Raw genomic sequence first — 25,275 nt, forward strand, 5'->3', positions numbered from 1 at the left:
GAGGAGAAAAATGAAGAAGCTTTTCACCATGATTATTGTTCTACTTATACCAGCACTATTAACTGGCTGCCAGGCGTTGACAAGCGAGGGGTCGTTCTTCCAGTCAACATTCATCAACCCCTTCACCTGGCTCATCAAGCTATTCGCCGGCATCACAGGAGAAAGCTACGGTCTGGCGATTATTTTGATTACAGTGCTCATCAGGCTGGTGTTAATGCCCTTAATGTTAAAACAATATAAAAACCAGCAGAACATGAAAGAAAAGATGGAAGTCCTCAAGCCTGAAATGGATGAAATCCAGAAGCAGCTGAAAGGGACTAAGGATCCAGCTGAGCAAAGAAAGTTACAGCAGGAAATGATGGGCCTCTATCAGAAGCATGGGGTAAATCCCCTATCTGTTGGCTGTCTGCCGATGCTGGTTCAGATGCCAATTTTGATGGGCCTATATTATGCGATTAGCGGTTCTGCCGAAATCGCCAGCCACTCCTTCCTCTGGTTCAACCTGGGACATTCTGATATTTGGATCACGGCAGCTGCCGGGCTGATTTACTACCTGCAGTTTAAGGTCTCGATGTCCAATGTAACGGAGGAGCAGAAAAAGCAAATGAAGTTCATGGGGTTGCTGTCACCAGTTATGATTGTGATGTTTTCGTTAAATGCCCCGTCTGCCCTTCCCCTTTACTGGACAGTTGGCGGGATGTTCTTGATTGTACAAACATTACTGGCTAGAAAGGTCTATGCCCAAAAAGAAAGTCCAATTAGGGTTGAGAAGCAAGCTTAATGTACTAATACCTGGGGAATTGCTGCTCCCCAGGCTTTTTTAGTGGAATTATATGGTTGACACAAAACTTTTCACCAAGTTATACTTTGAATTAATGATATCTGAAGGGAATGGTAAAGAGCCGATGAAATACTAATCTTATTTTCTGCCCGATTTTTCTAATATGAAAAAACGTGTTGCCCGAAAATAGGATTAGTCTGCTCTTTTAGCCATTCCCAGTCGATTTATAACCTGATCAAAGCATGTTGCCTTTTGGCGTAACAATGCTTGTTTGGTGGCGTTTGAATCTATTGTGAGTGTATTGCAGAACCTTCCGGGTGACACCTGGGAGGTTTTTTTAATGGATAAAATACTCACCTTCATTCAATAGTTACAAAACGAAAGGTGGAATTTTTTATGACAATCATGAAAATAAGAGGTATTCAGAAGAGCTTTAATGAAAAGCAAATATTACAAAATGCAGAAATTGATATAAAACAAGACAGCCGTATTGGACTGGTCGGCAATAATGGCGCCGGTAAGACTACATTGGCGAATATTATATATGGTAGTATCATCCCTGATAAAGGAATAATCGACACTTTTAACAGCAGCGTGAGCATTGGCTACCTTAAACAATCCACTGAATATTCCATACATGAATTTGAGGACACCTATTTTCTTGCTGAAAACGGGCTCTTTCAGCTTTCAAGTCAGTTAGGTCTTAACAAGGATATTAATTGGGCTGATCCTGATTGGAGTAAGTTAAGCGGCGGTGAAAAGTTGAAAGTTTCTCTTGCAAGTGTATGGGCGAGCAGGCCAGAACTTCTCATATTAGATGAGCCAACAAATCATCTGGACTTGCAAGGAGCAGAGTGGCTGATAGACGAATTGAAAACTTTTAAAGGCGCCGTAATCATTATTTCCCATGATCGATATTTCCTCGACCAGACCGTGGCAGAAATTATCGAAATCGAAGATGGATCAACAAAATTATTCAAAGGTAACTACTTTTCTTACCGTCAGGAAAAAGAAAGATTATATGAAATTCAGCTGCATCAATACGAAATACAGCAAAAACACAAACAACAAATTGAACAGCAAATGGCTAATCTTAAAAACTGGTCTGAAAAAGCTCACCGTGATTCGACGAAACAAGGTTCGGCCTCTGAAAGAAGACAAATAGGATACAAGGAATATCATCGTATGAAAGCAAAGAAGATGGATAACCAAATAAAGTCGAAGATGAAACGGCTGAATCAGGAGCTTGAAAAGAATGAGGTTAGAGCGCCCATGGAGGAAGCCAAGGTGCGCTTCGAATTTCAGGATAGCCGAAAGAGAGGAAAACGCATATTAGAAGCTCGCGAGCTTTCAAAATCCTTCGGCCGCCGCTGTTTGTTTGAAGAGAGCCATTTTTATATGAACAACGGAGAAAGAATGGCATTGCTAGGTCCCAACGGCAGCGGTAAAACTACTCTGATTAAAATATTGCTTGGAGAAGAAACAGCTACATCAGGTGATGTTTGGGCCAGCGAAACGATAAGGATTGGATACCTCAGCCAAGATGTATCAGACCTCCCTCTCGATAAAACGGCACTGGAATATACAGGACTTACAGACAGAGAATCAATCGGCAGGGCGAGGACGATTTTTGCCAATATTGGACTATCAGAAGAAAAGCTTACAGTACCAATCAGCACCCTCAGCCTTGGCGAGAGGACGAGAGTGAAGCTAGTGATGATGCTTTTGGCAGAAATCGATTTGCTGATTCTAGACGAACCTACGAACCATCTCGACTTGGCCAGCAGGGAAAGTCTCGAAAAAACCTTATTGAATTTCCAGGGTTCGATTTTGGTTGTATCACATGATGTTTATTTTCAAGAGAAAATCAGTAATAAACTTTTATTGATTGATAACGGAAAGATTATCAGGAAAGAATTTGGCATGAAGGAATTCAACACCCAAAAATCTTCTCCTAAAACAGGCAGCAAGGAAAAAGAAGAACAATTGATGGTCCTCCAAAATGAAATCAACGCCATCATTGGCAGACTGTCTTTCATGACCAAGGATGAACCTGGATATGAGCAACTTGACAAGGACCTTATCGAGCTATTGAAAAAGAAAAAAGAGTTATCATAATCTTTGATCATTGAAAAAACAAGCAAAATAAAAACTGCACACCAGATGTTAGATTGTGTGTCTAACATCTGGGTGCAGTTCATATAAACTGGTGTTTCTCCATTCTTACAATAATCTTCCAATAACAAGTCCTGCTGCTGCACTTAAGATGCCGCCGACATATGTACTTACTACATACACAATCACAGCTTTGTTTTCATTGCTGTTGATTAGCTTGACTAAGTCAACATTCAGTGTGGAAAAAGTGGTGAATGCCCCCATAAAGCCTGTGGCAGCAAAAAGATATAAATGACCCTGGATTCCTTGACCAACAATCCACCCAAGCAGAAAAGACCCAAGGAGGTTCACAGTAAGTGTAGCGACAGGCAGCACCGATTGGGGCATTAACTTTTGGACACCGAACCTTGATAGGGCTCCAGCCATTCCACCTAAAGCAACCAGAACAAACCCAATCATTTTCGCGCCTCCCTGCCAAATCCTGTGCCAAGCTTATAACCTGCCGCGGCAAGGATCAGTCCGCCAATAGCACTGACAACCACATAAAATATTGCCATCCCTATACTGCCGTTCTCTATCATTACCAGCGTTTCAAGGCTGAAAGCCGAAAATGTTGTGAATGATCCTGTTAGACCCGTACCAATTGTTGCCGACAGTACAGGATTCAGTTTTCTTCTTGCTATGATGCGGGCCATGAACCACCCCAAGAACAAAGAGCCTGTGTAATTGGCAATTAATGTACCCATGGGGAATCCATTATTAAATAATTCGCTTGTGCTAAGACTGACCAAGTACCGCAAGAGGCTGCCTAACATTCCCCCAAGCCCTACTCCTAGATATACCAATGAAATAACCTTCCTTTTGCACTGCTATTTTCGGTTCAATTTATCTTGTAATCCTGTTTTAATCTGCGGCCACTCTTCTTTAAGAATGCTAAAGACAACGGTGTCCCTAACATAACCGTCAGCGATCATTCGATGTTTGCGCAACACCCCTTCTCTTTGGGCACCGAGACGGGCAATAGCATTTTGCGAGCGTACATTCCTGGAATCTGTACAAAATTGCACTCTGTTTACTTCCATTTTTTCAAAAGCATGTTGGAGCATAAGCAATTTTGTTTCTGTATTCACACTTGTTCTCCAGTAATCAGGACTGTACCATGTCCAGCCAATCTCAAGTGATTTATGCGCTTCTGAAATATCAAGATATCTTGAGCTGCCAACTAGTTTATCAGATTTATTATCAAGAACAACAAATGGTATCTGTGTTCCTTTCTCTCTCTCAACCATTGCAGCTTCAATAACCTTTTTCATGTCTTCTTTGCATCTGACCTTCGAAGATGTAAATTCCCATATAGACTGGTTTTGCCCGGCTTCCCACAAACCATCAAGCTGACTAGTTTCCATTGGCAAAAGCTTTACAGTTTTACCTTCTAGAGTGACTTTTTTATCCATCTTCCCAACTCCCAATTGGCTGTATATTCCTTTATCATACCACTGGGGAAGATCGTCTGGGAATTCCTTCATTCATAAAAAAAAGGACATCTCCAAACGAAAGGCTGCCCGGTCTCCCGGACAGCCTGCGAACTTATTTTACCTCTTCAAAATATTCCTTGTAATAGCCGCCAACCTTGCCGGAATTATCAACAATGAAATAAAATTCTTCGGTTTCGTTTTTTACTTCATATACTTTTCCAGTTGTCAGCTTGTTATTTACAATGTATTTTTTTGCATCTGTGTGAACGCACTTCAGAGTCTTAACCGTTTCACGTTCGTGCCAGTTCGTGTGGATCATCTTCTGCACTTCCTTTATATGAGTTTCATACTCTATAGTATAAAGAAAAGATGATACAATACGCAATAGTTAGCTGGCATTCGCTTCCTCGCCGGCTATTTTCAAACCACGGACTTCCGATTTATCAAAAGTCATTGTTTCGCCAGTAATTACATTTTTCAAAGTTATATAACAAACATCACAGATTACATCTTTGCGAATATATTGTAAAAAAGAAAAACGTTCATTTTTGTAAATCAGTTCATAAAAACCTGTTTTAGTAAAACCATTCATGTTAACCCCTCTTTCCAGGATGTTTTCATCTTGGTGTTTGGCTGTGTCATTCTATACCACAATCAAGACTTGTATTAAACATCCTGGAGCTAAAGGGTAATTTTCCCTACAAACTGTTAATTGGAGCAATTAGCTCCTTTCCCTCATTTTTGGCCGAATTAATTGCAGTGGAAACTGGATAAGCTTCCATTGATTCGGCATCGAATGGAACCAAGAGCTGTTGAATTTTTTGAGGTTGGCCAATAGAATGGTCAAGCCATATATCAAGCTTGTCTTCAGGAAGAATCACAGGCATTCTGTCATGAATTTTTTCGGTGACCTCATTCGGACTAGTAGTGATGATTGTGCAGGAAGTAATCTCCTTCCCATCCTTATTCCAATTTTCCCAGAGCCCAGCTAACGCAAACGCCTTTTTATTTTTCATACCGAATCGGTATGGCAGTTTTTGTTTGCCGTCTTTTTTCCATTCGTAAAATCCATCAGTTAGGATCAGGCAGCGTCTTTGTTTAAGAGCATGCTTGAAACTCGCTTTTTCATCAACTGTCTCGGCGCGAGCATTAATCATTCTGTAACCGATTTTTTCGTCATCCGCCCAGAAAGGAATCAATCCCCACCTCATTCTTGTCCCTATCCTGCCTTCCCCATTATCAATCACCGTCAAAATGTCCTGTCCAGGAGCTATATTGTACCTGGCATCAAGTTCATCCGGGAAGTCGAACTGAAATTGTTCCTTCAATGAACCTATATCCTCAAATAATGAAAACCTTCCACACATTTTCTTTCCTCCAACCGATTGTTTTTTACTATAATTCCCGTCCTTTTCAGGAAGTAACATCTTCTGTCGTAAAAAAATAAGCCAAGCTTCTTTGAGCCTGACTTATCTATATCTTTTCAGCATTGAGATTCTTTTTCATTTTAACCCTAAGTGCAATATTCGCTGCTACCAGGAATGGAATGATTGATGCAATTGTGAATCCAAGTGCATAACCTGATATACTTTCATTTAAAACTCTATCGTTTATGCTAAAGCCAAGAAATGTTATACCGATGCCATCCCCATCCACATGGTCAATGACCGACCAAAGCTCAATCCCTTTAATAAGGAACAAACCACTTATGATCGACAGCAATAAAACCCATAGCCATTTCATACGACCATACCTCCAATATCCCTAAACCCTCATACAAGTTCCAAGTTCAGGTGTATACACTATATTATAGGGAGATATGGTATTAATTAATATAAAGCAAGTGCAGTTGTAACAAAATGTTCATAATGATGTTCTTAATTTCGTCAATAAGGTGCTAATTGTTTGCAAAATTAAAAACACTCAAAAAGAAAATTTGTTCTTCATCAATCTATCCAGCTGCAGAAATGCATTTTTCACGGCTGCTTTTGGAACTTCCTGATAACGGTCCCCAATACTCACTTCAAAATAACATGAAGATTCTCCAGTTGCCTTCAGGTGATTAATGATGCCAACTCCCGTTTCGTGTATCACTTCTACCAAAATTGGTTCTATTTCCTCTTTAGAATGAGGAAAATGGACATGAAACATGTTCGAAACTGGAATTTCCGGCAGTGTGGTTACGTGGTGACAAGAATTATAAAAAACCGCAAGCTCCTTGGCATCTTCATAGTAGTCCGGCATTTTGTGAGACTTCTGATCGAAATAATGCTCTGCTGAAATGATATACGGGTACAGGCTAATCAAATCGCCACCGTACCTTCTTTTCCAAACCTTTGATTCAGAGATGAACGTTTCCTCGCCGGCAAGAATTGCACCGGCAATCCCTCCAATTCCCTTGTAGAAAGAGAGATAGACACTGTCAAAAAGCTCGCACACTTCCGATGCTGTCTTCTCATAAAAGGGCAGCACTTCCAGAAGTCTGGCTCCATCAAGATGCAGCTTGATGCCATGCTTTCGGCAATATTTTGATATGGCTTCTAGAGTTTCGTAGCTAGGGAGTTGCCCGCCTATTTCCCTTTGCGGCAATTCCAGCAATAGGCAAGCAACCTCTTCCTCCATGGATACTACGTCATCAAGCTCGATAACACGTGTTTCGTCTGCAAGCAAAACTGTCTTGATATTATGCAATTCCTTTAACCCATCCTCCTCGTGAATTTCCAGGTGACTTAACGGATGATATGCTACTTTTTGCAGTTCTTTTTCATCACACCAAATACGCATTGCGATTTGCTGGGCCATCGTTCCGCTCGGAAAGAAAACAGCCTTCTCCTTGCCAAGGAACGCTGCCAGTTTATCCTGAAAGGCTTCGATTACCTTTCCTGTTCCGTAAATATCACTATCCATTTGTCCATCGATATTTTCAAAAGCATCCTTTAATACTTGAACGTTTCGTCTGCCATGGCCTGGCAATGGATATGTCGATTGATTAAAAACTTCCTGTAATGCACTAACCATTGTTAATCCCTCTATTCTGTTTATTGATCCGCCCCATTACTATCATATTGTAAAAATTTCCGTCAGAAAGCAGTTTGTCATCCTTCATTATGCCCTCGACTTCAAATCCAAGCTTTTCATAGAGCCTCCGTGCCTTTTCATTGGACTCCATCACATTGAGAGTCATTTTTTTAATATCGTTTTCGTCTGCCCAGGAAATCGATTCTTGTAAAAGATTTTTGCCGATCCCATAACCCCAGAATTCTTTCAAAACACCTACCCCGAACTCTACCTTGTGCCTGAACCTCTTCAAGTCATTTCCAGCACACCTTGAAAACCCAATAAGTCTTCCATTCGTTTCTGCTACTAAAAATATGTTTCTGGCACTCTCACTGTCTGCTTTTATAATAGATTGAAAACCCTGCGAATCAATGAATGCCTCTCCTGGTTCCCTGTCGAGATTTTCAGTTTCACCATCGATTTGCAGTCTTAATTCAGACAAAGCCTCTGCATCCGCTTCAACTGCAGACCGGATTGTATAATACAAACTTTTAATATTGTAATCTTTTTTACTTATCAACATATATGTTCCTCCATAATATACCTTTTAGTTAATTTTAGACATATAGAGTTAATTTGTATATAAAAGGAAAGTTCAAGTCAGAGTAAACAGACTAAGACAACTCCTGCTATTTGCTTGAATCTCTGTGATCAATCGGAAGCACGAGTAAAAAAGGATGGAATCCTGAGATTCCATCCTGACTTTTATACTCTCTTTAGCTCTTCTACTGCTTCCATCGCCTGTTCTCTGAGCTTGAATTTTTGAATTTTCCCTGAAGCGGTCATTGGATAGCTTTCAGTGAACTCTAAATATCTTGGAATTTTGTGCTTCGAGATTTTTCCTTTGCAATATTCTTTGATTTCATCCGCTGTTGCAGATTCTCCATCCTTTAAAATAATCCATGCCATGACTTCCTCTCCGTATACGCTGTCCGGGATTCCTACAACCTGGACATCAAGGACTTTCGGATGTCTGTAAAGAAATTCTTCGATTTCGCGAGGGTAGATATTTTCCCCGCCTCTAATGATCATATCCTTTAATCTGCCGGTTACACGGCAATAGCCGTTTTCATCCATTACTGCCAGGTCTCCTGTGTGGAGCCAGCCTTCTGCATCAATCGTTTCCTTCGTTGCGTCAGGATTTTTATAATAACCGTCCATGACATGATAGCCGCGTGTGCACAGTTCTCCCTGGACTCCTCTTTGAACTTCCTCCATTGTGCCTGGCTTGACGATTTTTACCTCGACCTCAGGAAGCGCTTTTCCGACCGTTTCTACCCTTAATTCGAGTGGATCGTTCGTCCTTGTTTGCGTTATAACAGGAGAGGATTCAGTTTGGCCGTAGGCAATCGTTATTTCCGTAGCCCCCATTTTTTCATTTACAGCTTTCATCACTTCAATCGGGCAATTGGATCCGGCCATGATGCCGGTTCTCAAGGATGAAAGGTCAAATTTTTCAAAATCGGGATCATTGAGCTCCGCGATAAACATCGTTGGAACACCATGAAGCGCAGTACACTTTTCTTTTTCGACTGTCTCAAGAACCGCTTTTGGACTGAATTCCTGGACCGGCACCATTGTCGCGCCTACTGTGGCACAAGCCAACGTACCCATGACACAGCCGAAGCAATGGAAAAACGGTACCGGAATACAAAGTCTGTCCTGATCCGTAAGTTTCATTGCATTTGCAACATTATACGCGTTATTGACAATATTGCTGTGAGTCAGCATTACTCCCTTTGGAAATCCAGTCGTACCAGAAGTATACTGCATATTGATGACTTCATTCTGCTCTAGAGTTGCCATTTGCTCGTCCAGTTCTTCTTCTGTCACATCATCAGCCATATCCAGAATATCCTGCCAGCTATAAGTCCCCGGGAAACGTTTTTCTCCCATTACAATGACATTTTTCAAATATGGCAGCGTACTGCTTTCGAGCTTGCCTGGCTCACTCGTTTTCAGCTCAGGAACAATCTCATACACCATGTCAATATAAGACGCGTCTTTAAATTGTTCCATTAATATAATCGTCGTCGAATCTGACTGCTTTAAAAGATATTCCAATTCCGCCGTCCGATAATTTGTATTAACAGTAACAAGAACTGCACCCATCTTTCCGGTTGCAAACTGGGACACCACCCATTCCGGTGTATTAGAAGACCAGGCAGCAATATGCTCACCTTTTTTTACTCCCAGTTTCATCAGTCCTCTGGCAGCTTTGCGGCATAACATATTGAACTCCCGGTAATTCATCCTCAGGTCACGGTCCGCATAAACAACCGCTTCGTGTTCTGGGTATTTTTTAGCTTGAACCTCCAATAATTCACCTACAGTGTATGGCAGCAAATTCTCCAATCTATTAACCTCCTAAATTAGTTAAATATGTAAGCGTTTACTAATAACTATACCACCTTAGTTTGAATATTCAATATTTTTGGAATGTATTCCTCCCTTTTTCCTAAAAATATAAAAAAGCAGGAAAAATTCCCTGCTTCATCCTTATTTGTCGTGCCACATATAAGCTTTTCCGGTTTCTTTTGACACAATCGATATGCCTATAGAAGCGCCATGTCCCGCAGCAATGACGGATTGACTAGAAAGTCCCGCTAACAAGCTCGTGATATAAAGGTTAGGCAGTTTTGTAGTGCCATCCGGGTCAATGCCCAAAACCTTTTTAATTTTCCCGCTTGGTACCTTCTCATTTACTGCCATCTCGAACCCAAGGCTTTCGAGCAACGAAGTATGAAGATTCGTGGCAATAACCAAATGCTTTGAAGTAAACTCTTTACCGTCAGTCAAAATAACTGAATAGCCGCTATCATTCTTTTTGACAGTTTCCACGGCCCCGTCAATCCATTCAGTGCCTGCATCGAGAGCCTGGTCTTTAATGTTTTCGAGAAGTTCTGAACCGGTGATTTCTTTAATTCCCGGATAATTAAAAAGCTTTGAAACTTGTTTGATCTGGGATTTCCCTGAATCAATGACTGCCGTTTTTAACCCACCCTGGGAAGTGTAGATTGCTGCCGACCCACCTGAAATCCCGCCTCCAATCACTAATACATCTAGCATTTAATACTCCTCCTGATTATGTAGCCTCCCTTCTAACTAAAAAGGGAGGTTATTTTACGAAAATAACTATTAAAATAATTTAGAAATCAAATAAATGACTCCTGCCAGGAGCCATACGTACGTGGCCGGTCATATAGGGGGAAAGCCGGAAAACTTTCCTTTTCCCTCTTCGCCTGTACGCTTTGGTCCGATGCCTCAGGACCCGCCTGCACAATGGTTGGTTTTCTTATTCTCTTCCAAATTCTCACCTCACAAGCATTTACGAGCACACCGGTAACGATAAAAAGAGGAAAGCACTGCTCTCCTCTTTTGTTTTTTAGTGAGTGTGGTGCACAGCGCAGCGGTTAGGGCCGATTTCAAGCTCCATCGCTTCTTCTGCTGTCACTTCTTTAACCCCGCGGTTGATCGCAACAATATCTTCAAAATTTGGTGGTGTTTCGCTGGATGCTGATTGTGCTACATGGTCGACAAACTCTTCAACTGTTTTGCCTTCCATGATTTCATTTTGCTTGCGGATCAAACCTAACTGGCTTCCAATGAAACCTTCTGCATTTACTTCGTCATCAAATGCGGCATAGTGGCCTGGCAATACAATAACGTCATCCGCAATTTGCGATACTTTGCTGTAGACTGTTTCATACAGGTCTTTTGCCCACTCAGCAGCTTTTCCGCCTAAATCAGGACGGCCAAGACCATTAACAAAAATAGTGTCTCCTGAGAATAAAAGTTTATTATTCACAAAGAATGAAACACTTCCAGGGGTATGCCCAGGCGTCTTAACAGCCAAAACTTCAAGAGTAATGTTCTCAAATTCAATTTTATCATGCTGCTCCAGCGCTTCAAAGTCAAATGTTGCGCCTTCTCTCTTCATCAAATAATATTTTGCTCCAGTGTTATCAGCTAGTTGCTTGCCTCCGGACAAGTGGTCAGCATGCAAATGTGAATCCACAATATGAGTGATTTTTACATTTTCCTTCTCAGCAATTGCAGTGTAACGGTCTGTAAACCTTGAAGGGTCAACTACAAGTGCCTCGTTTTCAGATAGGACCATGTAAGAAAGGCAGCCTTTGCCGACACGGATAAACTGAAGTACTTTAATTTTGTCATCTTTAAATACTTCAACTGGATATAAATATTCGCTCCATGACTTCATTCCGCCAGAAAGATAAGAAACTTCAAATCCTGCATCAGCAAGCATTTCAGCCACCATTACAGAAGAGCCTTCTTTAGCACAAATCACTACGATGTCTTTATCCTTCGGAAGCTGATCAACCACTTCGTCTACACCATCGATTAAGTCGAAGTAAGGGGTATTGAGATATTCAATATTTTCGCCTTCAACCTTCCAATCTTCAAAATCCTTAACATTCCTTACGTCAAAAATAAAAAACTCTTTCTTTTCTACTACCCATTCATTCAATTTTTCAGCAGTAATAGCTTGCATTCCCATTATAATTCCTCCCAGTGTAAAAAATTGATTAAGACGAGTATCAAATCCCCATTTTATACCCTAATGGGTATATATTATAATTTCGAATAATAAAATGCAAGCTTTTTTTTGTTTAATAATGTGACTATGATGTTTTGGCCTTTTCAGCGGCTTCCAAAACAAGAAAATATTTCTAATAAAAATTGTTCATAATGGGTTTTCAAATCTTTAATAAACCTTTACAATGAATGAAACTATACAATATAGTTTGAAAATTCAATCCATTCTTACCGAGGAGGAATGCAAATGAAAATTATGAGCAATGAACAGTTGGTGGTCTCGTATCGTGATGCATTAAAGTCGGAAAGTGATAAAGAATGGGCAAAAGTATTAAAAACAGAAATATCCAAAAGAGGACTAAGGCCGTTTAAAAACCGTTAATCAGAAACAAGAAAAACATTTTTACCCTGGTGACAAAGCCGCTTGCTGCCGATTGGCAGTTAAGCGGTTTTTTATTTTTTTACAAATTAGAGTTTGTCCTGATCCGGGGAATATTTAAGCCGCTTGGTTGCCCTTTTAGCATTTGAGCAGTTTGTTGGTGAAAAAGTTAATCAGCTTTGCGCCACATTTGCTGTTAATCGGTTTTAACATTACACGGTGAAAAGTTAACAAAAAATTCACAAATTAGATTGTGAGTTTAGCTTAAAATTAGCTTATAGAAAGGAAGTGGACCATGCTACTAAAAGCACGCACTGAACCAATGGAATTAATCGCATTACGGCTTTTAAACAGACGAATGGAGTTATCATTCCAGGAAAAGTTTCAGCTTTGGACTATGGAAAAGGGTTTTATTGGAGAAGTCTTATTTGACAAGATGACCGAAAATCTAGCCGAAGAAAGATATATCATCGACGATCTCCTGCTTAAAGTGAATAATTCCTATTTCCAATTCGATAAAGTAATCATTGCGCAGGATGGAATTTATCTGAATGATGTCAAATATCACGAAGGCGATTACTATCTCGAAGGGGATAAGTTATATTCTGTCCGCAGTAGTCGAGAATACAAAAACCCCATCATTCAATTGACACGAAGCGAAACCCTTTTCCGACAGCTGCTACAAAACCTCAAGATGAATCACCTAGTCCGTGCCTCCGTCATTTTCAACAATCCTGAGTTCACCCTATACCATGCCCCAATGGATCAACCGATCATTCTACCAACACAAGTCAATCGGCTCCTAAAAGACTTAAACAGTACTCCATCCAAATTGGATGAAAGCCACAAGAAACTCGCCCAAGCTTTGCTTTCACTGCACCAGGTTAAAAATCCATTCGCCAATCTGCCTGACTACCAATATGATCAACTGGAAAAAGGGATGCTTTGCTCGGAATGCGGGTCTTTGAATACCGAAATCGGTGATTACGACCTCGTTTGCGGAAAGTGCGGTACCCATGAAAGAATAGAAAAGGCAATCGTGCGGCACATAGAGGAAATCAAGGTGCTGTTTCCTGAAAAGAAGATCACCACACAAACCGTTTATGAGTGGTGTAATGGTAAGGTTAGTAGGAGGACATTTTTGAGAGTGTTGAAGAAGAATTATAAGGCAGTTGGAAAGACTAAGGATGTTTATTTTGAATGAGATGTGAGTTGGCCTGGACTGGATCTGCGGGCGATTCTGTAAAGATATGACTATTTACTCTTTGGATATTGACTGAATAATGCGGTATTATTGACAGCTTTGGGCTCTAAACCTGAAACCTGTCAAGATAACAGCACTTTCTTGACAGTTTTGGGCTCCACACCTTGAAACCTGTCAAGATAACAGCACTTTCTTGACAACATTAGGCCCCACACCTTGAAACCTGTCAAGATAACAGCACTTTCTTGACAGCTTTGGGCTCCACACCTTGAAACCTGTCAAGATAACAGCACTTTCTTGACAGCTTTGGGCTCCACACCTTGAAACCTGTCAAGATAACAGCACTTTCTTGACAGCTTTACGCCCCACACCTTGAAACCTGTCAAGATAACAGCACTTTCTTGACAGCTTTTGGGTCCTACACCCTGAAACCTGTCAAGATAACAGCACTTTCTTGACAGCTTTGGACTCCACACCTTGAAACCTGTCAAGATAATAGCACTTTTTTGACAGCTTTGGGCTCTACATCCTGAAACCTGTCATAATAACGTCGCCACTACAATACCCCCAGACTCAAACAACAGTCTAGATTAAAAAAGCACTGCCAATAAAATTATCGGCAGTGCTTTAAAAGTTATCCCTGTAACAACAATGATTCTGGGTCTTCCATCAGTTCCTTAATCCGCTTCAAGAAAGTGACGGCTTCTTTGCCATCAACAATCCGGTGGTCATAGGATAATGCGATGTACATCATTGGCCTGTTTTCCATTCGTTCTTTATCGATGGCAACTGGGCGCAGCTGGATTGTGTGCATTCCCAGTATCCCTACTTGCGGACCATTGATGATAGGTGTTGATAGCAATGATCCAAATACACCACCGTTTGTAATCGTAAAGCTTCCTCCCTGAAGGTCCTTCAAGGAAAGTTTGTTTGTGCGAGCCTTTTCAGCAAGTTCATTAATATCATTTTCAATCTCGGCAAAGTTTTTCCTGTCCGCGTCCCTGATGACTGGCACTACCAGTCCTTCATCGGCAGCGACAGCGACTCCAATGTCATAAAACTTTTTGAGAACAATTTCGTCCCCCTGGATTTCAGCATTCAAGTAAGGAGTCTTCTTCAATGCGGCTACAACAGCTTTCGTGAAAAATGACATGAATCCTAAACGAACATCATTCTCCTCATAGAAACGATCCTTCCATTTCTTTCTTAGTTCCATAACAGCCGTCATATCGACTTCATTGAAGGTCGTAAGCATTGCCGCTGTCTGCTGAACCTCGACCAGCCTGTTGGCAATAGTCTGGCGCCTCCGTGACATCTTGATTCGCTCAACTCGGCTATCATCATCAGATTTACCGACAGGAGTAGTCTTTGGTGCTTCAGTTTTTTCAACAGCTGGCTTTTGGTTAGTTTTTTGCTCTGGAGAATATGAATCCACATCCTGTTTCCTCACTCTGCCAAGTGGATCCTGGGAAGCTACCTTGCTCAAGTCAATGCCCTTTTCCCTTGCCAGCTTTCTTGCTGCAGGTGAAGCGATAATCCTCTCCGACGCTGCATTATTACTAGACTGATCAACAGTAGCATTGTTCCCGGTGTTTTGTCCTTCGACCGAGCCATTTTCATGCTTAGCAGGTTCATCGGGGGATTCGTTCACCCTGCCTGCCTCTGCAGTAGGCTGATCGTTTGCTGCGCTGCCCTGTTCACCAACAATGGCGATGGCTTCCCCAACCTTCACTGTATCCCCCTCTTCAGCGAGGAGTTCAGTTAATACTCCATCATAGTCGGAGATAATTTCAACATTAACTTTATCGGTCTCCAGTTCAACGATATATTCACCTTTCTCGACTTGATCACCCTTTTTTTTCAGCCATTGGGCAATCGTTCCCTCGGTGATTGATTCAGCTAATTCAGGAACTTTAATCTCTGCCATTTTCATTTCCTCCTCCATTTCTCCTTGTCAGTGCGTCATTTATAATTCTTGCCTGCTCCAACTTGTGGATGTTTGGATCTCCCTCTGCCGGACTCGAACGTCTTCTTCTGCCAATGTAGGAAGCTTCCAGCCCGTTCGGTGCTGCTTCATTGATTCTTGGCTCAACAAAAGTCCATGCTCCCATATTTTTCGGTTCTTCCTGAACCCAGACGATTTCTTTTAGGTTCGGATATCGGCCTAACTTTTCTTTTAATTGTTCTAGCGGGAAAGGATAGATCTCCTCGATTCTCAAGACATGCAGCCATCCATGCTCTTCCGGCTGGATCTTTTCAGCGATATCTATGCTCACTTTTCCAGTGCACAACACCACCCGCTCCACTTTCTCTGGCTGGCCGCCAAGCCCTGGCTGTTCGATGATCGGCTTGAAGCTTCCTTCTGCCAATTGTTGTGGATCCGCAGCAACCGTAGTGTTCCTCAACAGACTTTTAGGTGTCATCAAAACGAGCGGGCGAACAGCTTCCTGCCTTAAGATCGCAGCCTGTCTACGTAGAATATGGAAATATTGAGCCGCTGAAGAAAGGTTCGCAACCGTCCAGTTATTTTCAGCCGCGAGTGTTAAAAACCTTTCTACTCTTCCGCTCGAATGCTCCGGCCCCTGGCCTTCATATCCGTGAGGCAGAAGCATGACTAGACCTGATTTTTGTCCCCACTTCGCCCTGCCAGCCGCCACGAACTGGTCAAACAGTACCTGGGCAGCATTGGCAAAATCACCATATTGCGCTTCCCAAAGGACTAAAGTTTCTGGGGCGAATACGTTATACCCATATTCAAAACCCACTACTGCCGCTTCAGAAAGCGGGCTGTTATGGATAGAGAAGGATGCTCTTGCTCCAGGCAAAACATGGAGCGGTGAAAATTGCTCGCCAGTTTCGCTGTCATGCAAAACAATATTTCTTTGGGCAAAGGTTCCTCTCTCAGAATCCTGTCCAGTAAGTCTGACTGGTGTTCCATCTTTAATTATGGAAGCAAACGCCAAAGTTTCTGCAAGACCCCAATCTATTTTACCGTTCGCAGAAAAAGCATCCTTCCTTCTTTGGAGGATTTTCTCTAATTTATTGAAGACATTGAATCCTTCTGGCCAATTCAACAGGTCACTATTTATTTTCCTTAGTATCTCGATTGGCACCCCAGTTTCGATCTCTGGTATTCCCATTTCCACTACATCCGGGATATCTGGTTCGTTCGTTACTTCCTTCTCTTTTTTCGGAACTTTTTCGTATGCTTCTGTCAGCCTGGTTGATACTTTTTGTTCAATTTCTGTTCTAGTCTCTTCCGACATGGTTCCTTGGTCTATGAGTTTATCACCATAGATTTTCTTCACTGTCGGATGTTTGTGGACAAGCACATACATTTCAGGATTTGTTGTCATTGGCTCATCCATTTCGTTATGGCCAAATCGTCGATACCCAATCAAGTCAATCAAGAAATCCTTTCCGAAAGTACTCCTGTATTCAAATGCCAGCCTGGCTGCCATTAAGCATGCCTCCGGATCATCTGCATTGACATGGATGATCGGAATTTCATATCCCTTTGCAAGGTCACTGGCATAACGTGTGGATCGGGAATCCATTGATTCGGTTGTGAATCCAATCGTGTTATTTGCGATTACATGAATCGTTCCTCCAGTTTTATATCCGTGCAAACGGCTTAGGTTCAGAGTTTCAGCCACAATTCCCTGCCCCGGGAATGCAGCGTCTCCATGAATCAGGATGGCCATTGCTTTTACCGGATCATATTTCGCGTAACCCGGTTCATTCCTGTCATCCTGTGCAGCACGGGTAAAGCCCTCAACCACTGCACCGGCAAATTCCAGGTGGCTAGGGTTATTGGCCAGTGTCAGTCTAGCGTTTAATGTGTTATCCGATTTGATTTTCCGGTCAATGCCAAGGTGATATTTAACATCGCCAGTCCAGCCAAAATTAATTCCAATTGAACCTTCTGATGGAACAAGTTCTTTGTTTGGAGCATGCTGGAATTCTGCAAAAATCATTTCATATGGCTTACCTAAAACATGGGCAAGGACATTCAGCCTTCCCCTATGGGCCATGCCAATATTGATTGTTTCAACCCCACTATTGACTGCGCCACTGATGACCTCATCAAGAAGCGGGACCATCGAATCCAGTCCTTCGACTGAAAACCTCTTTTGTCCGACAAAAGTCCGGTGCAAATACTTTTCGAAATTCTCGACCTCTGTAAGACGTTCGTATAAACTGGTTTTTCTTTCATTTCCAACTTTAGGAATTAGTTCACCAGACTCAACCTTCTGCCTTAGCCAATCCTTTTCAGCCATTTCATTTACATGCTCAAATTCGTACGCAATCGTATCGGAGTAAACCTTTTGAAGAAATTGAAAAGCTTCTTTTCCATTTTTAATAGAAGAAGGAGCACTAGGGCAGACGAGCTCCACTGGCATATCCGTCAAATCAGCCTCAGTCAATCCCCATTTTTGATAATCCTCAAGTTGATGATCTTTGCTACCAAACTGCAGTGGATAAATATTTGCAGATAAATGGCCGTAAGAACGGATATAATCAGCATATCTTAATGCAGCTGCGATTTTTGCCGGAGATCCTGCCACTTTTAGTGCAGGAATTACTTGATTACTTTCATTTGAAGATGGAGATTGAAGGTTAGAATTCTGTTCAAAATATTCCCTGATATCAGCATCAACGGAATCAGGATCTTGTAGGAACATTTCATATAACTCTTCTACATACCCCTGGTTAGGCCCATGAAATTCTGGCCATTTTAACCTGTTTCCCGAAACTGGCTTTTTCACAAAAAAACCCCCTTGCCAATTCTAATATTCACTAATTATCTGTTACCCTGTAGTGCTCAATTTTAACTGTAAATTCAAAGAATAATATTATTATTCTGATAGCAACCGTTTACATTAATATTCTACCATGATATTTTCTTTTAACCAAAGGTTTTGACTATCGTTATAGTGTTAATTCAATAACAAACTTTCATTATTCCAGTAAAACTATTCCTATTAAAAATGAACATAAAAAAAACCGGTTAGACCGGCTTTTCAATTTGTTTGTTGCTCATATCTATAAACTCATTAAAGTTGCATACATATTTTTTGGTGCAAAAAAGTTATTTCTTTTTTCAATCTGACTAGGCTCAATCATTTCACTATGTTCTACAGGCAATTCAATATGCCCGCATGTGATACACTTCTGAAATCTTGCTCCAGCTGTGAAAATGTCTACACCATCATTCGTTGTAAATCCCACATTCTCCTCGTGCATTGAAAAACGGTGGTGGCAATTTTTCGATTCGCGCATATTTCATCCTCCTGTTTAAATAGTTCTCATTTAATTATATATCAAATATTCAGAAATTTTACGTGACAAAAATCATAATTAATACTCAATCTGTTAAATAATTTTTACCGCAATATGAAAGTTCCCAGGCCAAGAGCAAAAAAGAAAAAGGAAAGCATTTACCTGCTTTCCTTCTTTAATTACCTTTTTTTTATTCATTTTAAACCGCTGTTGAATCAGAAAATGTCTTCTGTATTTCTTTTACAATATTCTTAATAACATCAGGGTCGTCTGAATCGATTTCTTGGAAAGGTCCCTCATATTCCAGAAGGGCATGGTTATAGCGCGGATCATAATAATGAACCAGTAAGATCTCAATTAATTCTTTATAGTTGTTTTCTTCCAGGGCAAATGCGAGGGATGGTGAAACATCATGATTAATTCGCTTAATTAGTTTCGATACCTTCTCCCTGACTTCCTCTTCAAACCAGGCTTCTCCCAGGAAAGGTTGAACATATTCATTGTATATCCGTTCGACTCTCTTAGGTATTGAGCTTTTTACCAGGTAATGAATACCATTCACCTTTTTCTTCAGCATTTCTTCCGGCTGGGCTGCACGCCCGATTCTTTTGCTCTCCGCTTCAATGATAAAGTAGTTGGAACCTTTTATTTCATTCAGCCTTTCAAATAACAAAGCATCAAATGTTTTTTGATTGTGTGCCTCTCCCATGCCGATCATGCCAAAAATGGATCCTCTATGGTTTGCCATTTTTTCCAGATCAACAACAGGATATCCCTTTTCCTGGAGAGCCTGCAATATGTCGGTTTTACCAGTCCCTGTCATCCCATGCAGAACAATGGCCTTTTCTGGCAAAAGTTGAGGAATTCTTTCCAATACATATTCCCTGTATGCCCGATAACCACCCTCCAGTCGCAATGCGGGTATTCCTGCGTATTCTAGGAAGGATGCCACAGACCTGCTCCTCATCCCACCTCTCCAACAATGAATCACAGGCTCAGCACCTGACTTCTTGAGGTCCTTTATTTCACCAAGCAAGTAAGGAAGCTTTGGAGAAACAATCTCCATGGCCCGCCATTTGGCAGCTTCTTCACCAGATTGCTTATAAAGCGTCCCTATCTCTTGTCTTTCCTCATCTGTGAATAATGGTATATTGACCGACCCGGGTATTGCAGAATCACGATGTTCGATTGGCGCCCTTACATCGACTGGTATAAATTCTTTTGAGCTGATTAATTCTTGTACTGATATGTCCTTCATTTCTCGATTGACCTCCATGGTCGCATGTTTGAAACTACATTTATTTATTGTACCTAAAACAAGCAGAGTTTTCACCATTATAACCTTAAAACAAACAATCCTTTCGTATTTTGAATAGAAAAAAACCGCAGAAGGTCTGCGGCTAACACGAAAACTTTTTGCCAACGAGTACGCTGACTGCCTTGCAGAATTCTTTCCACTGGTTTGGAAAGGAGTCAAGGCCTCTGCTTTCATAGGTTTTTCCTTTTGTTTTTAGTTTTACTGACCAACTAGTACCATCCACTACAATACCTTCTGTTTGATAATCTTCTTCCCACTCCCATAACTTTAAAGGATACAGTTTCTTTTTAAAATCCTCCACACTGCCAAATATTCCCACTTTAAGCGGACCTGAAGCTTTAGAGTCCAGATGCCATTCAAAGTAGGTAAAGGTATTCCTTTTAAAATCGATTCTCACCCTCATTTCCGGGCCGGGATATCCATGCAATACAACCGTCATCATAACCGGTTCTTTATCAGGCCTTATCGAAACAAGATCATCCTTTACCAGGAATAATTCGTTATTGCTGCTAACAAGTGTTTTTATATAGGAAGGTTCAACCATATCCTGCCTCTCACTCACAATGCTATGATCTTGTTCACTCATTTCCTGGCAAATCACTGGAATCGTTGCATTTCCCTTTTTTTCTAAAATATCGAGAATCGCTTCGTACATTTTCATCTCGTTCAACTTCCTTTATTAGTAACTAAATAGATCGTCATTTTTAATTTCAACCACCGAAAACTTTAAGTAAAGTATATACAACAAATATTCGATTGTACTGTAACAAATCGCACGCTTTTTTAAAAAAATATTGTTTTTGCATGTGACAAATTCAGTCATTTTTTTCATCAGCCAATGTATTCATGTAGTATATTGTCTTTTCCTGCGCTTTCCCGAGAAATAATTTTCAGAATAGACTGTCTTTATCGCTTAATCATCCCTCATAAATTATAGGTTAAAAAAGGTTGCGAAGTTTAAAAATAAAGGAAAACTGGTATAAAAGAGAAAACCAGTTCAAATATGGGCTAATCAAATCAGGAGTGACTAAAATGATAGATTCAATGGCGAAGCAGTTCGAGAAGCCAAAAGGCATACTTGGAAAGCTTGCAGGAACAATCATGTATTTTGAGAACAGGAAAATTAATAGGTGGAGCATAAAAAAGCTTCAAGTACGTAAAAATGACCGGATTTTAGAGATTGGCTTCGGTCCCGGATACGGCATTAAAACTTTAATGTCAAATTACCGCGGATTAGAAGTAGATGGAATAGACCTTTCTAAAAAAATGAAGAACGAAGCGTCAAAAAGAAATAAAGAGTGGATTGAACAAGGCAGAGTACACCTGACGATCGGCGATGTTGCCAACTTTCAACCCGAACATAATTATAATAAAATCATTTCTGTAAATAATTATCCACTCTGGGACAAACCACTGACTTCCTTAAGTCACCTACTCCGCTTGCTGAAGCCTGGAGGAAGGATCGTCCTTACTGTCCAGCCGCGCGAAGAAGGATCGACGGCTCAGACAGCAAAACAATTGGGAGAAAGAATGAAAAATGATTTGCTTAATACCGGATTCAAAAACCCGGAGGTATCCTATCTTGAGGTAAGACCAGTTTTGACAGGATGTATCACCGCTGAAAAGAAATAGCCGCTGCTTGATATGCAGCGGCTATTTCTTTTCCATTTTTTGTAATTAATGTGATTTTAGCATTCTGCTACTGGTTTCTGCTTTCCATCAACACTAAGTCAAACTAACCCCTTCAGCTGTGCTCACGAGCCGTTTTATTGCGGCCAAATCTCCTTGTTCAAATAAATCAATTATTCTACTACCAACGATCACACCATCACAATGCCCGCACACTTCTCTGACTTGTTCAGCGCTTGAGACCCCGAACCCTGCCAGCACCGGAACTTGGCTGACACTTTTAATTGAACCTAGGAAAGCAGCAAGGTCCTCGCTGAAATCGTTTCTTGCACCCGTGATACCTGTTACGGTAACTGCATAAATGAATCCTTTTGCCCTCGAGCCGATTTCTTTTATTCTCTCAACTGGAGTTGTGAGCGTCACTAACCTGATTAAAGAGATTTCATGCTCCTCAAGCGCTGGAAGAATGAAATCTTCCTCCTCAAGCGGTAGGTCAGGGATAATGCAGCCCGATATACCAGCTTCCGCAGCATCCACGGCAAACTTTTCGAGCCCATATGCCACGAGGGGATTCAAATAGGTCATTAGAATAAGAGGGATTGAGATTTCAGTTTTGAAGGTTTGAACAGTCTCAAGCACCTTTCTCAACGTAGTCCCTCTGCTAAGCGCCCGGATACCAGCTTTCTGGATTGTAGGCCCATCCGCAACAGGATCAGAAAAGGGGATACCAATTTCTACTGCATCAGCACCACATTCTTGTAAAAATAGCAGCTTTTCTTTTAGGGTTTCGAGCCCTCCATCTCCAGCCATTATATATGGAACAAAAGCCTTTTTCCCTTTTTTAGTCAGAGCTTTTTGAATTCTATCCATCATTCCATTCCTCCTATCCTGTCCTTAATTGTCTGTACATCTTTATCACCACGGCCAGATAAACAGACAACCATACTCTCATCTTTGCTCATCCCAGCAGCTAGCTTGACTGCGTACGCAATGGCATGTGCACTTTCCAAAGCAGGAATGATTCCCTCTAATTTTGAAAGCAGTTGAAAGGCTTCAAGTGCTTCGTCATCTGTTACCGATTCATATGTGATTCGATTGATATCGTGCAGATAACTGTGTTCAGGGCCAATTCCAGGATAGTCCAGGCCAGCTGATATCGAGTGCGCTTCCTGAATTTGACCATCTTCATCCTGCAGAAGATACATCATCGCGCCATGAAGCACCCCTGGTTTACCTTTAGTTAGTGAAGCAGCATGCTTGTCAGTTGCCAGACCGAGGCCAGCAGCTTCAACACCATAAATTGACACGCTATTGTCCTCAATGAACGGATAGAATAAACCAATCGAATTGCTGCCTCCTCCAATGCAAGCCACAAGGGCATCAGGAAGCTTCCCTTCTTTTTCGAAAAATTGCTGTTTCGTTTCTTTACCGATGACACTTTGAAAGTCGCGAACCATTTTCGGGAAAGGATGCGGCCCCATTACAGATCCAAGAATATAATGAGTATCCCGGACATTTGTAACCCAGTACCGAAGAGCTTCATTAACCGCATCCTTCAATGTCCCGCTGCCTGCATCTACACTGATGACTTTCGCGCCAAGAAGTTCCATCCTGAAAACATTTAATTGCTGGCGTCTGATATCTTCTTTGCCCATGAAGATGACACATTCCAAATTGAGCAGGGCACAGACTGTTGCAGTCGCCACTCCATGCTGTCCAGCCCCTGTTTCAGCAACAATCTTTCGCTTGCCCATCCTTACTGCAAGCAAGGCCTGACCGACAGTATTGTTGATTTTATGTGCTCCTGTATGGTTGAGGTCCTCCCGCTTTAGGTATATTTTTGCTCCACCAGCATGCTCTGTGAGATTTCCAGCCAGATATAATGGCGTTTCCCTCCCAACATAATCCTTCATTAATTTTTGCAAGTCGGCATGGAACTCTTCGTCTCCCAAAGCTCTGTTATATTCCTTCTCCAATTCAAGAACAGCATGCATCAGCGTTTCGGGCACGAACCTTCCTCCATAATTCCCAAAGTGCCCCTTTTCGTTCGGTAAATTATAAGTTTTAATAGTCATTCAAACTTCCTCCCTTTCATTCTTTGCATTATTAATAAAAGCCTTTATTTTCGCAAAATCTTTTTCTCTGTTAGATTCGACACCGCTGCTGACATCAACCATCAATGGGTTGACTTTTGCGATCGCTTTGCTGATATTCTGTGGATCCAACCCACCCGCCAAAATGATATTTGTCTTTGACTTGCCGATTGCCTTTGCCAAATCCCACTCAAAACTTGAGCCGTTTCCTCCCCGATATTCTGCTGGCGGACTGTCAAGAAGGATATAGTCAGCTTTTATTGTGTCAATTTTTTCAAGGTCATCCGGTGACTTAACGGAAACAGCCTTAATTAGCGGCAGCCCAATTGAACGATAGTCATCAGGGACCTCATTACCATGAAGTTGAATATGTGTCAGGCCGACAATTTCGGCGATTCGCATTATTTCTGAAGCACCCTTGTTCACAAAAACCCCTACCTTCCAGACATGTTCCGGTAAAGCTTCAATGATTTCCTTTGCCTCTAAAGCTGTTATTTTTCTTTTGCTGTCTGCAAAAACGAAACCAAGAGCGTCAGCCCCACTTTGAACCGCATGCTGTGCTGCTTCAACTGTTCTTATTCCGCAAATCTTAACCTTCATGATGATCCCTCACTACCGGAACGAAGAATGTCTGGAAAGTTTCTATAAGATCAGCGGATGTCATGAATGTCTCTCCAACCAGGACTCCACTCGCACCAGCAGCTGCTGCACGGACGATGTCGTCCCTTGTTTTCATGCCGCTTTCACTGATCAGAAACGCTCCTGCTTTTTTTACAAGCGGTCCGAGCTTCTCAGTGTTCACGAGATTGACCTCGAATGATTTTAAATCTCGATTATTGATTCCGATCATTTGAGCTTTTAAATAGAGAGCTTTTTCCAGATCTGTTTCATCATGGATTTCAACGAGGCACTCTAGTCCTTTTTCATAGGCATACTCGTATAGCTCTGAAAGTTTTCGAAGGGGCAATGCTGATGCGATGAGCAAAATGACATCTGCTCCTGCTGAACGGGCCATGTCTATTTGAATTTGATCAACGATAAAATCCTTGCAAAGAATCGGAAGGTCCACTGCTTCTCTGACTTTTTTCAAATCAGTGAAAGATCCTTTAAAACCTTTTTCATCCGTTAACACCGATATAGCCGATGCACCTGCCTGGGCATAAAGTTTTGCCTGCTGAGCAGGTTCCAATGAAAGATTAATGTCTCCTTTAGAAGGTGAAGCTCTTTTAAATTCTGAAATGATGGCGACATTGTTTGCCTCTCTTAAGGCTTTTAGCAGAGAGCGGGGCTTCGATGTAATTTCAGGTATTTCCCTGGCTGACTTCCTCAGCTCTTCCACCTCAACTTTTTTTCTTTCAATGATCGAATCAAGTATTGTACCCAT

General features: G+C 41.5%; 26 protein-coding genes. 5 read left to right on the top strand and 21 right to left on the bottom strand.

Going from position 1 to position 25,275, the window contains the following annotated elements; all coding sequences use genetic code 11:
- Positions 1-10: 10 nt before the first annotated feature.
- Positions 11-781 carry a membrane protein insertase YidC gene (gene yidC / locus AC0VX7_RS14580; RefSeq protein ID WP_475424827.1) on the top strand — a complete coding sequence of 257 codons (771 nt, stop codon included), beginning with the start codon at positions 11-13 and terminating at the stop codon, positions 779-781.
- Between the two features lie 396 nt (positions 782-1,177).
- Complete coding sequence (gene abc-f, locus AC0VX7_RS14585) at positions 1,178-2,899, top strand: ribosomal protection-like ABC-F family protein (RefSeq protein ID WP_475424828.1); 1,722 nt, start codon at positions 1,178-1,180, stop codon at positions 2,897-2,899.
- Positions 2,900-3,004: 105 nt separating this feature from the next.
- On the opposite strand, the gene AC0VX7_RS14590 is transcribed toward abc-f, so the two are convergent.
- The 12 genes from AC0VX7_RS14590 to AC0VX7_RS14645 form a co-directional block, all read right to left on the bottom strand.
- The gene (locus tag AC0VX7_RS14590) at positions 3,005-3,355 is read right to left on the bottom strand and encodes a fluoride efflux transporter FluC (protein ID WP_475424829.1); all 351 of its coding nucleotides are present in this window, start codon (positions 3,353-3,355) and stop codon (positions 3,005-3,007) included.
- Complete coding sequence (gene crcB, locus AC0VX7_RS14595) at positions 3,352-3,741, bottom strand: fluoride efflux transporter CrcB (protein WP_475424830.1); 390 nt, start codon at positions 3,739-3,741, stop codon at positions 3,352-3,354. Before crcB ends, AC0VX7_RS14590 begins: the two co-directional genes overlap by 4 nt.
- A gap of 24 nt (positions 3,742-3,765) precedes the next feature.
- The gene (locus AC0VX7_RS14600) at positions 3,766-4,350 is read right to left on the bottom strand and encodes a GNAT family N-acetyltransferase (protein WP_475424831.1); all 585 of its coding nucleotides are present in this window, start codon (positions 4,348-4,350) and stop codon (positions 3,766-3,768) included.
- A gap of 133 nt (positions 4,351-4,483) precedes the next feature.
- A complete protein-coding gene (locus AC0VX7_RS14605) occupies positions 4,484-4,690 on the bottom strand; it encodes a DUF6501 family protein (RefSeq protein ID WP_475424832.1) in 207 nt (68 codons plus the stop codon).
- Between the two features lie 69 nt (positions 4,691-4,759).
- Positions 4,760-4,963 (bottom strand): hypothetical protein, encoded by a 204-nt coding sequence (locus tag AC0VX7_RS14610; protein WP_475424833.1) that lies wholly within the window; start codon positions 4,961-4,963, stop codon positions 4,760-4,762.
- 106 nt (positions 4,964-5,069) lie between these two features.
- The gene (locus AC0VX7_RS14615; RefSeq protein WP_475424834.1) at positions 5,070-5,738 is read right to left on the bottom strand and encodes an SOS response-associated peptidase; all 669 of its coding nucleotides are present in this window, start codon (positions 5,736-5,738) and stop codon (positions 5,070-5,072) included.
- Positions 5,739-5,844: 106 nt separating this feature from the next.
- Positions 5,845-6,114, bottom strand: coding sequence for a hypothetical protein (locus AC0VX7_RS14620; protein ID WP_102263167.1), 270 nt, complete (start codon positions 6,112-6,114; stop codon positions 5,845-5,847).
- Positions 6,115-6,294: 180 nt separating this feature from the next.
- A complete protein-coding gene (locus AC0VX7_RS14625; RefSeq protein WP_475424835.1) occupies positions 6,295-7,389 on the bottom strand; it encodes a threonine aldolase family protein in 1,095 nt (364 codons plus the stop codon).
- The gene (locus tag AC0VX7_RS14630; protein WP_475424836.1) at positions 7,382-7,951 is read right to left on the bottom strand and encodes an N-acetyltransferase family protein; all 570 of its coding nucleotides are present in this window, start codon (positions 7,949-7,951) and stop codon (positions 7,382-7,384) included. Before AC0VX7_RS14630 ends, AC0VX7_RS14625 begins: the two co-directional genes overlap by 8 nt.
- A 182-nt stretch (positions 7,952-8,133) precedes the next feature.
- Positions 8,134-9,774: an AMP-binding protein gene (locus tag AC0VX7_RS14635; protein ID WP_475428159.1), complete on the bottom strand. Its 1,641-nt coding sequence runs from the start codon at positions 9,772-9,774 to the stop codon at positions 8,134-8,136.
- A gap of 153 nt (positions 9,775-9,927) precedes the next feature.
- Positions 9,928-10,497 (bottom strand): FAD-dependent oxidoreductase, encoded by a 570-nt coding sequence (locus AC0VX7_RS14640; protein WP_475424837.1) that lies wholly within the window; start codon positions 10,495-10,497, stop codon positions 9,928-9,930.
- Positions 10,498-10,813: 316 nt separating this feature from the next.
- Entirely contained in the window at positions 10,814-11,947 is a 1,134-nt protein-coding gene (locus tag AC0VX7_RS14645) for an MBL fold metallo-hydrolase (protein WP_475424838.1), read from the bottom strand.
- A gap of 285 nt (positions 11,948-12,232) precedes the next feature.
- Here AC0VX7_RS14645 and sda point away from each other — a divergent pair, with 285 nt between their 5' ends.
- Both sda and AC0VX7_RS14655 read left to right on the top strand, forming a co-directional pair.
- Positions 12,233-12,367, top strand: coding sequence for a sporulation histidine kinase inhibitor Sda (gene sda, locus AC0VX7_RS14650; RefSeq protein ID WP_023627756.1), 135 nt, complete (start codon positions 12,233-12,235; stop codon positions 12,365-12,367).
- Between the two features lie 292 nt (positions 12,368-12,659).
- Positions 12,660-13,568 (top strand): NERD domain-containing protein, encoded by a 909-nt coding sequence (locus AC0VX7_RS14655; RefSeq protein ID WP_475424839.1) that lies wholly within the window; start codon positions 12,660-12,662, stop codon positions 13,566-13,568.
- A 634-nt stretch (positions 13,569-14,202) separates the two neighbouring features.
- Here the strand turns inward: AC0VX7_RS14655 and odhB are convergent.
- The 5 genes from odhB to AC0VX7_RS14680 all read right to left on the bottom strand — a co-directional run bounded on the left by odhB (position 14,203) and on the right by AC0VX7_RS14680 (position 20,830).
- On the bottom strand, positions 14,203-15,495 hold the full coding sequence (odhB, locus tag AC0VX7_RS14660) for a 2-oxoglutarate dehydrogenase complex dihydrolipoyllysine-residue succinyltransferase (RefSeq protein ID WP_475424840.1): 1,293 nt from the start codon (positions 15,493-15,495) through the stop codon (positions 14,203-14,205).
- The gene (sucA, locus tag AC0VX7_RS14665) at positions 15,482-18,337 is read right to left on the bottom strand and encodes a 2-oxoglutarate dehydrogenase E1 component (protein WP_475424841.1); all 2,856 of its coding nucleotides are present in this window, start codon (positions 18,335-18,337) and stop codon (positions 15,482-15,484) included. Before sucA ends, odhB begins: the two co-directional genes overlap by 14 nt.
- 277 nt (positions 18,338-18,614) lie before the next feature.
- Positions 18,615-18,851: a hypothetical protein gene (locus AC0VX7_RS14670; RefSeq protein ID WP_475424842.1), complete on the bottom strand. Its 237-nt coding sequence runs from the start codon at positions 18,849-18,851 to the stop codon at positions 18,615-18,617.
- A 199-nt stretch (positions 18,852-19,050) separates the two neighbouring features.
- Complete coding sequence (mnmH, locus tag AC0VX7_RS14675; RefSeq protein WP_475424843.1) at positions 19,051-20,109, bottom strand: tRNA 2-selenouridine(34) synthase MnmH; 1,059 nt, start codon at positions 20,107-20,109, stop codon at positions 19,051-19,053.
- A gap of 142 nt (positions 20,110-20,251) precedes the next feature.
- Positions 20,252-20,830, bottom strand: a complete 579-nt coding sequence (locus AC0VX7_RS14680; protein ID WP_475424844.1) for a hypothetical protein — start codon at positions 20,828-20,830, stop codon at positions 20,252-20,254.
- A gap of 371 nt (positions 20,831-21,201) precedes the next feature.
- On the opposite strand from AC0VX7_RS14680, the gene AC0VX7_RS14685 reads away from it, so the two are divergent.
- Entirely contained in the window at positions 21,202-21,801 is a 600-nt protein-coding gene (locus AC0VX7_RS14685; protein WP_475424845.1) for an SAM-dependent methyltransferase, read from the top strand.
- Positions 21,802-21,894: 93 nt separating this feature from the next.
- On the opposite strand, the gene trpA is transcribed toward AC0VX7_RS14685, so the two are convergent.
- Genes trpA through trpC form a run of 4 tightly spaced genes read right to left on the bottom strand, consistent with a single transcriptional unit; the run spans position 21,895 to position 25,275 of the window.
- Positions 21,895-22,668, bottom strand: a complete 774-nt coding sequence (gene trpA / locus AC0VX7_RS14690) for a tryptophan synthase subunit alpha (protein WP_475428160.1) — start codon at positions 22,666-22,668, stop codon at positions 21,895-21,897.
- Entirely contained in the window at positions 22,668-23,873 is a 1,206-nt protein-coding gene (gene trpB, locus AC0VX7_RS14695; protein ID WP_475424846.1) for a tryptophan synthase subunit beta, read from the bottom strand. Before trpB ends, trpA begins: the two co-directional genes overlap by 1 nt.
- Positions 23,874-24,491 carry a phosphoribosylanthranilate isomerase gene (locus tag AC0VX7_RS14700; protein ID WP_475424847.1) on the bottom strand — a complete coding sequence of 206 codons (618 nt, stop codon included), beginning with the start codon at positions 24,489-24,491 and terminating at the stop codon, positions 23,874-23,876. It lies immediately after the preceding gene.
- Positions 24,481-25,275: an indole-3-glycerol phosphate synthase TrpC gene (gene trpC, locus AC0VX7_RS14705; RefSeq protein WP_475424848.1), complete on the bottom strand. Its 795-nt coding sequence runs from the start codon at positions 25,273-25,275 to the stop codon at positions 24,481-24,483. The genes AC0VX7_RS14700 and trpC overlap by 11 nt, the downstream gene beginning before the upstream one ends.

This window comes from Mesobacillus sp. QJM3NY_10 (assembly GCF_056173465.1).

Coding starts and splice junctions, on each gene's coding strand:
- yidC (WP_475424827.1), top strand. CDS start 11: ATGAAGAAGCTTTTCACCATGATTATTGTTCTACTTATACCAGCACTA.
- abc-f (WP_475424828.1), top strand. CDS start 1,178: ATGACAATCATGAAAATAAGAGGTATTCAGAAGAGCTTTAATGAAAAG.
- AC0VX7_RS14590 (WP_475424829.1), bottom strand. CDS start 3,355: ATGATTGGGTTTGTTCTGGTTGCTTTAGGTGGAATGGCTGGAGCCCTA.
- AC0VX7_RS14600 (WP_475424831.1), bottom strand. CDS start 4,350: ATGGATAAAAAAGTCACTCTAGAAGGTAAAACTGTAAAGCTTTTGCCA.
- AC0VX7_RS14605 (WP_475424832.1), bottom strand. CDS start 4,690: ATGATCCACACGAACTGGCACGAACGTGAAACGGTTAAGACTCTGAAG.
- AC0VX7_RS14610 (WP_475424833.1), bottom strand. CDS start 4,963: ATGAATGGTTTTACTAAAACAGGTTTTTATGAACTGATTTACAAAAAT.
- AC0VX7_RS14615 (WP_475424834.1), bottom strand. CDS start 5,738: ATGTGTGGAAGGTTTTCATTATTTGAGGATATAGGTTCATTGAAGGAA.
- AC0VX7_RS14620 (WP_102263167.1), bottom strand. CDS start 6,114: ATGAAATGGCTATGGGTTTTATTGCTGTCGATCATAAGTGGTTTGTTC.
- AC0VX7_RS14625 (WP_475424835.1), bottom strand. CDS start 7,389: ATGGTTAGTGCATTACAGGAAGTTTTTAATCAATCGACATATCCATTG.
- AC0VX7_RS14630 (WP_475424836.1), bottom strand. CDS start 7,951: ATGTTGATAAGTAAAAAAGATTACAATATTAAAAGTTTGTATTATACA.
- AC0VX7_RS14640 (WP_475424837.1), bottom strand. CDS start 10,497: ATGCTAGATGTATTAGTGATTGGAGGCGGGATTTCAGGTGGGTCGGCA.
- AC0VX7_RS14645 (WP_475424838.1), bottom strand. CDS start 11,947: ATGGGAATGCAAGCTATTACTGCTGAAAAATTGAATGAATGGGTAGTA.
- sda (WP_023627756.1), top strand. CDS start 12,233: ATGAAAATTATGAGCAATGAACAGTTGGTGGTCTCGTATCGTGATGCA.
- AC0VX7_RS14655 (WP_475424839.1), top strand. CDS start 12,660: ATGCTACTAAAAGCACGCACTGAACCAATGGAATTAATCGCATTACGG.
- odhB (WP_475424840.1), bottom strand. CDS start 15,495: ATGGCAGAGATTAAAGTTCCTGAATTAGCTGAATCAATCACCGAGGGA.
- AC0VX7_RS14670 (WP_475424842.1), bottom strand. CDS start 18,851: ATGCGCGAATCGAAAAATTGCCACCACCGTTTTTCAATGCACGAGGAG.
- mnmH (WP_475424843.1), bottom strand. CDS start 20,109: ATGAAGGACATATCAGTACAAGAATTAATCAGCTCAAAAGAATTTATA.
- AC0VX7_RS14680 (WP_475424844.1), bottom strand. CDS start 20,830: ATGAAAATGTACGAAGCGATTCTCGATATTTTAGAAAAAAAGGGAAAT.
- AC0VX7_RS14685 (WP_475424845.1), top strand. CDS start 21,202: ATGATAGATTCAATGGCGAAGCAGTTCGAGAAGCCAAAAGGCATACTT.
- trpA (WP_475428160.1), bottom strand. CDS start 22,668: ATGGATAGAATTCAAAAAGCTCTGACTAAAAAAGGGAAAAAGGCTTTT.
- trpB (WP_475424846.1), bottom strand. CDS start 23,873: ATGACTATTAAAACTTATAATTTACCGAACGAAAAGGGGCACTTTGGG.
- AC0VX7_RS14700 (WP_475424847.1), bottom strand. CDS start 24,491: ATGAAGGTTAAGATTTGCGGAATAAGAACAGTTGAAGCAGCACAGCAT.
- trpC (WP_475424848.1), bottom strand. CDS start 25,275: ATGGGTACAATACTTGATTCGATCATTGAAAGAAAAAAAGTTGAGGTG.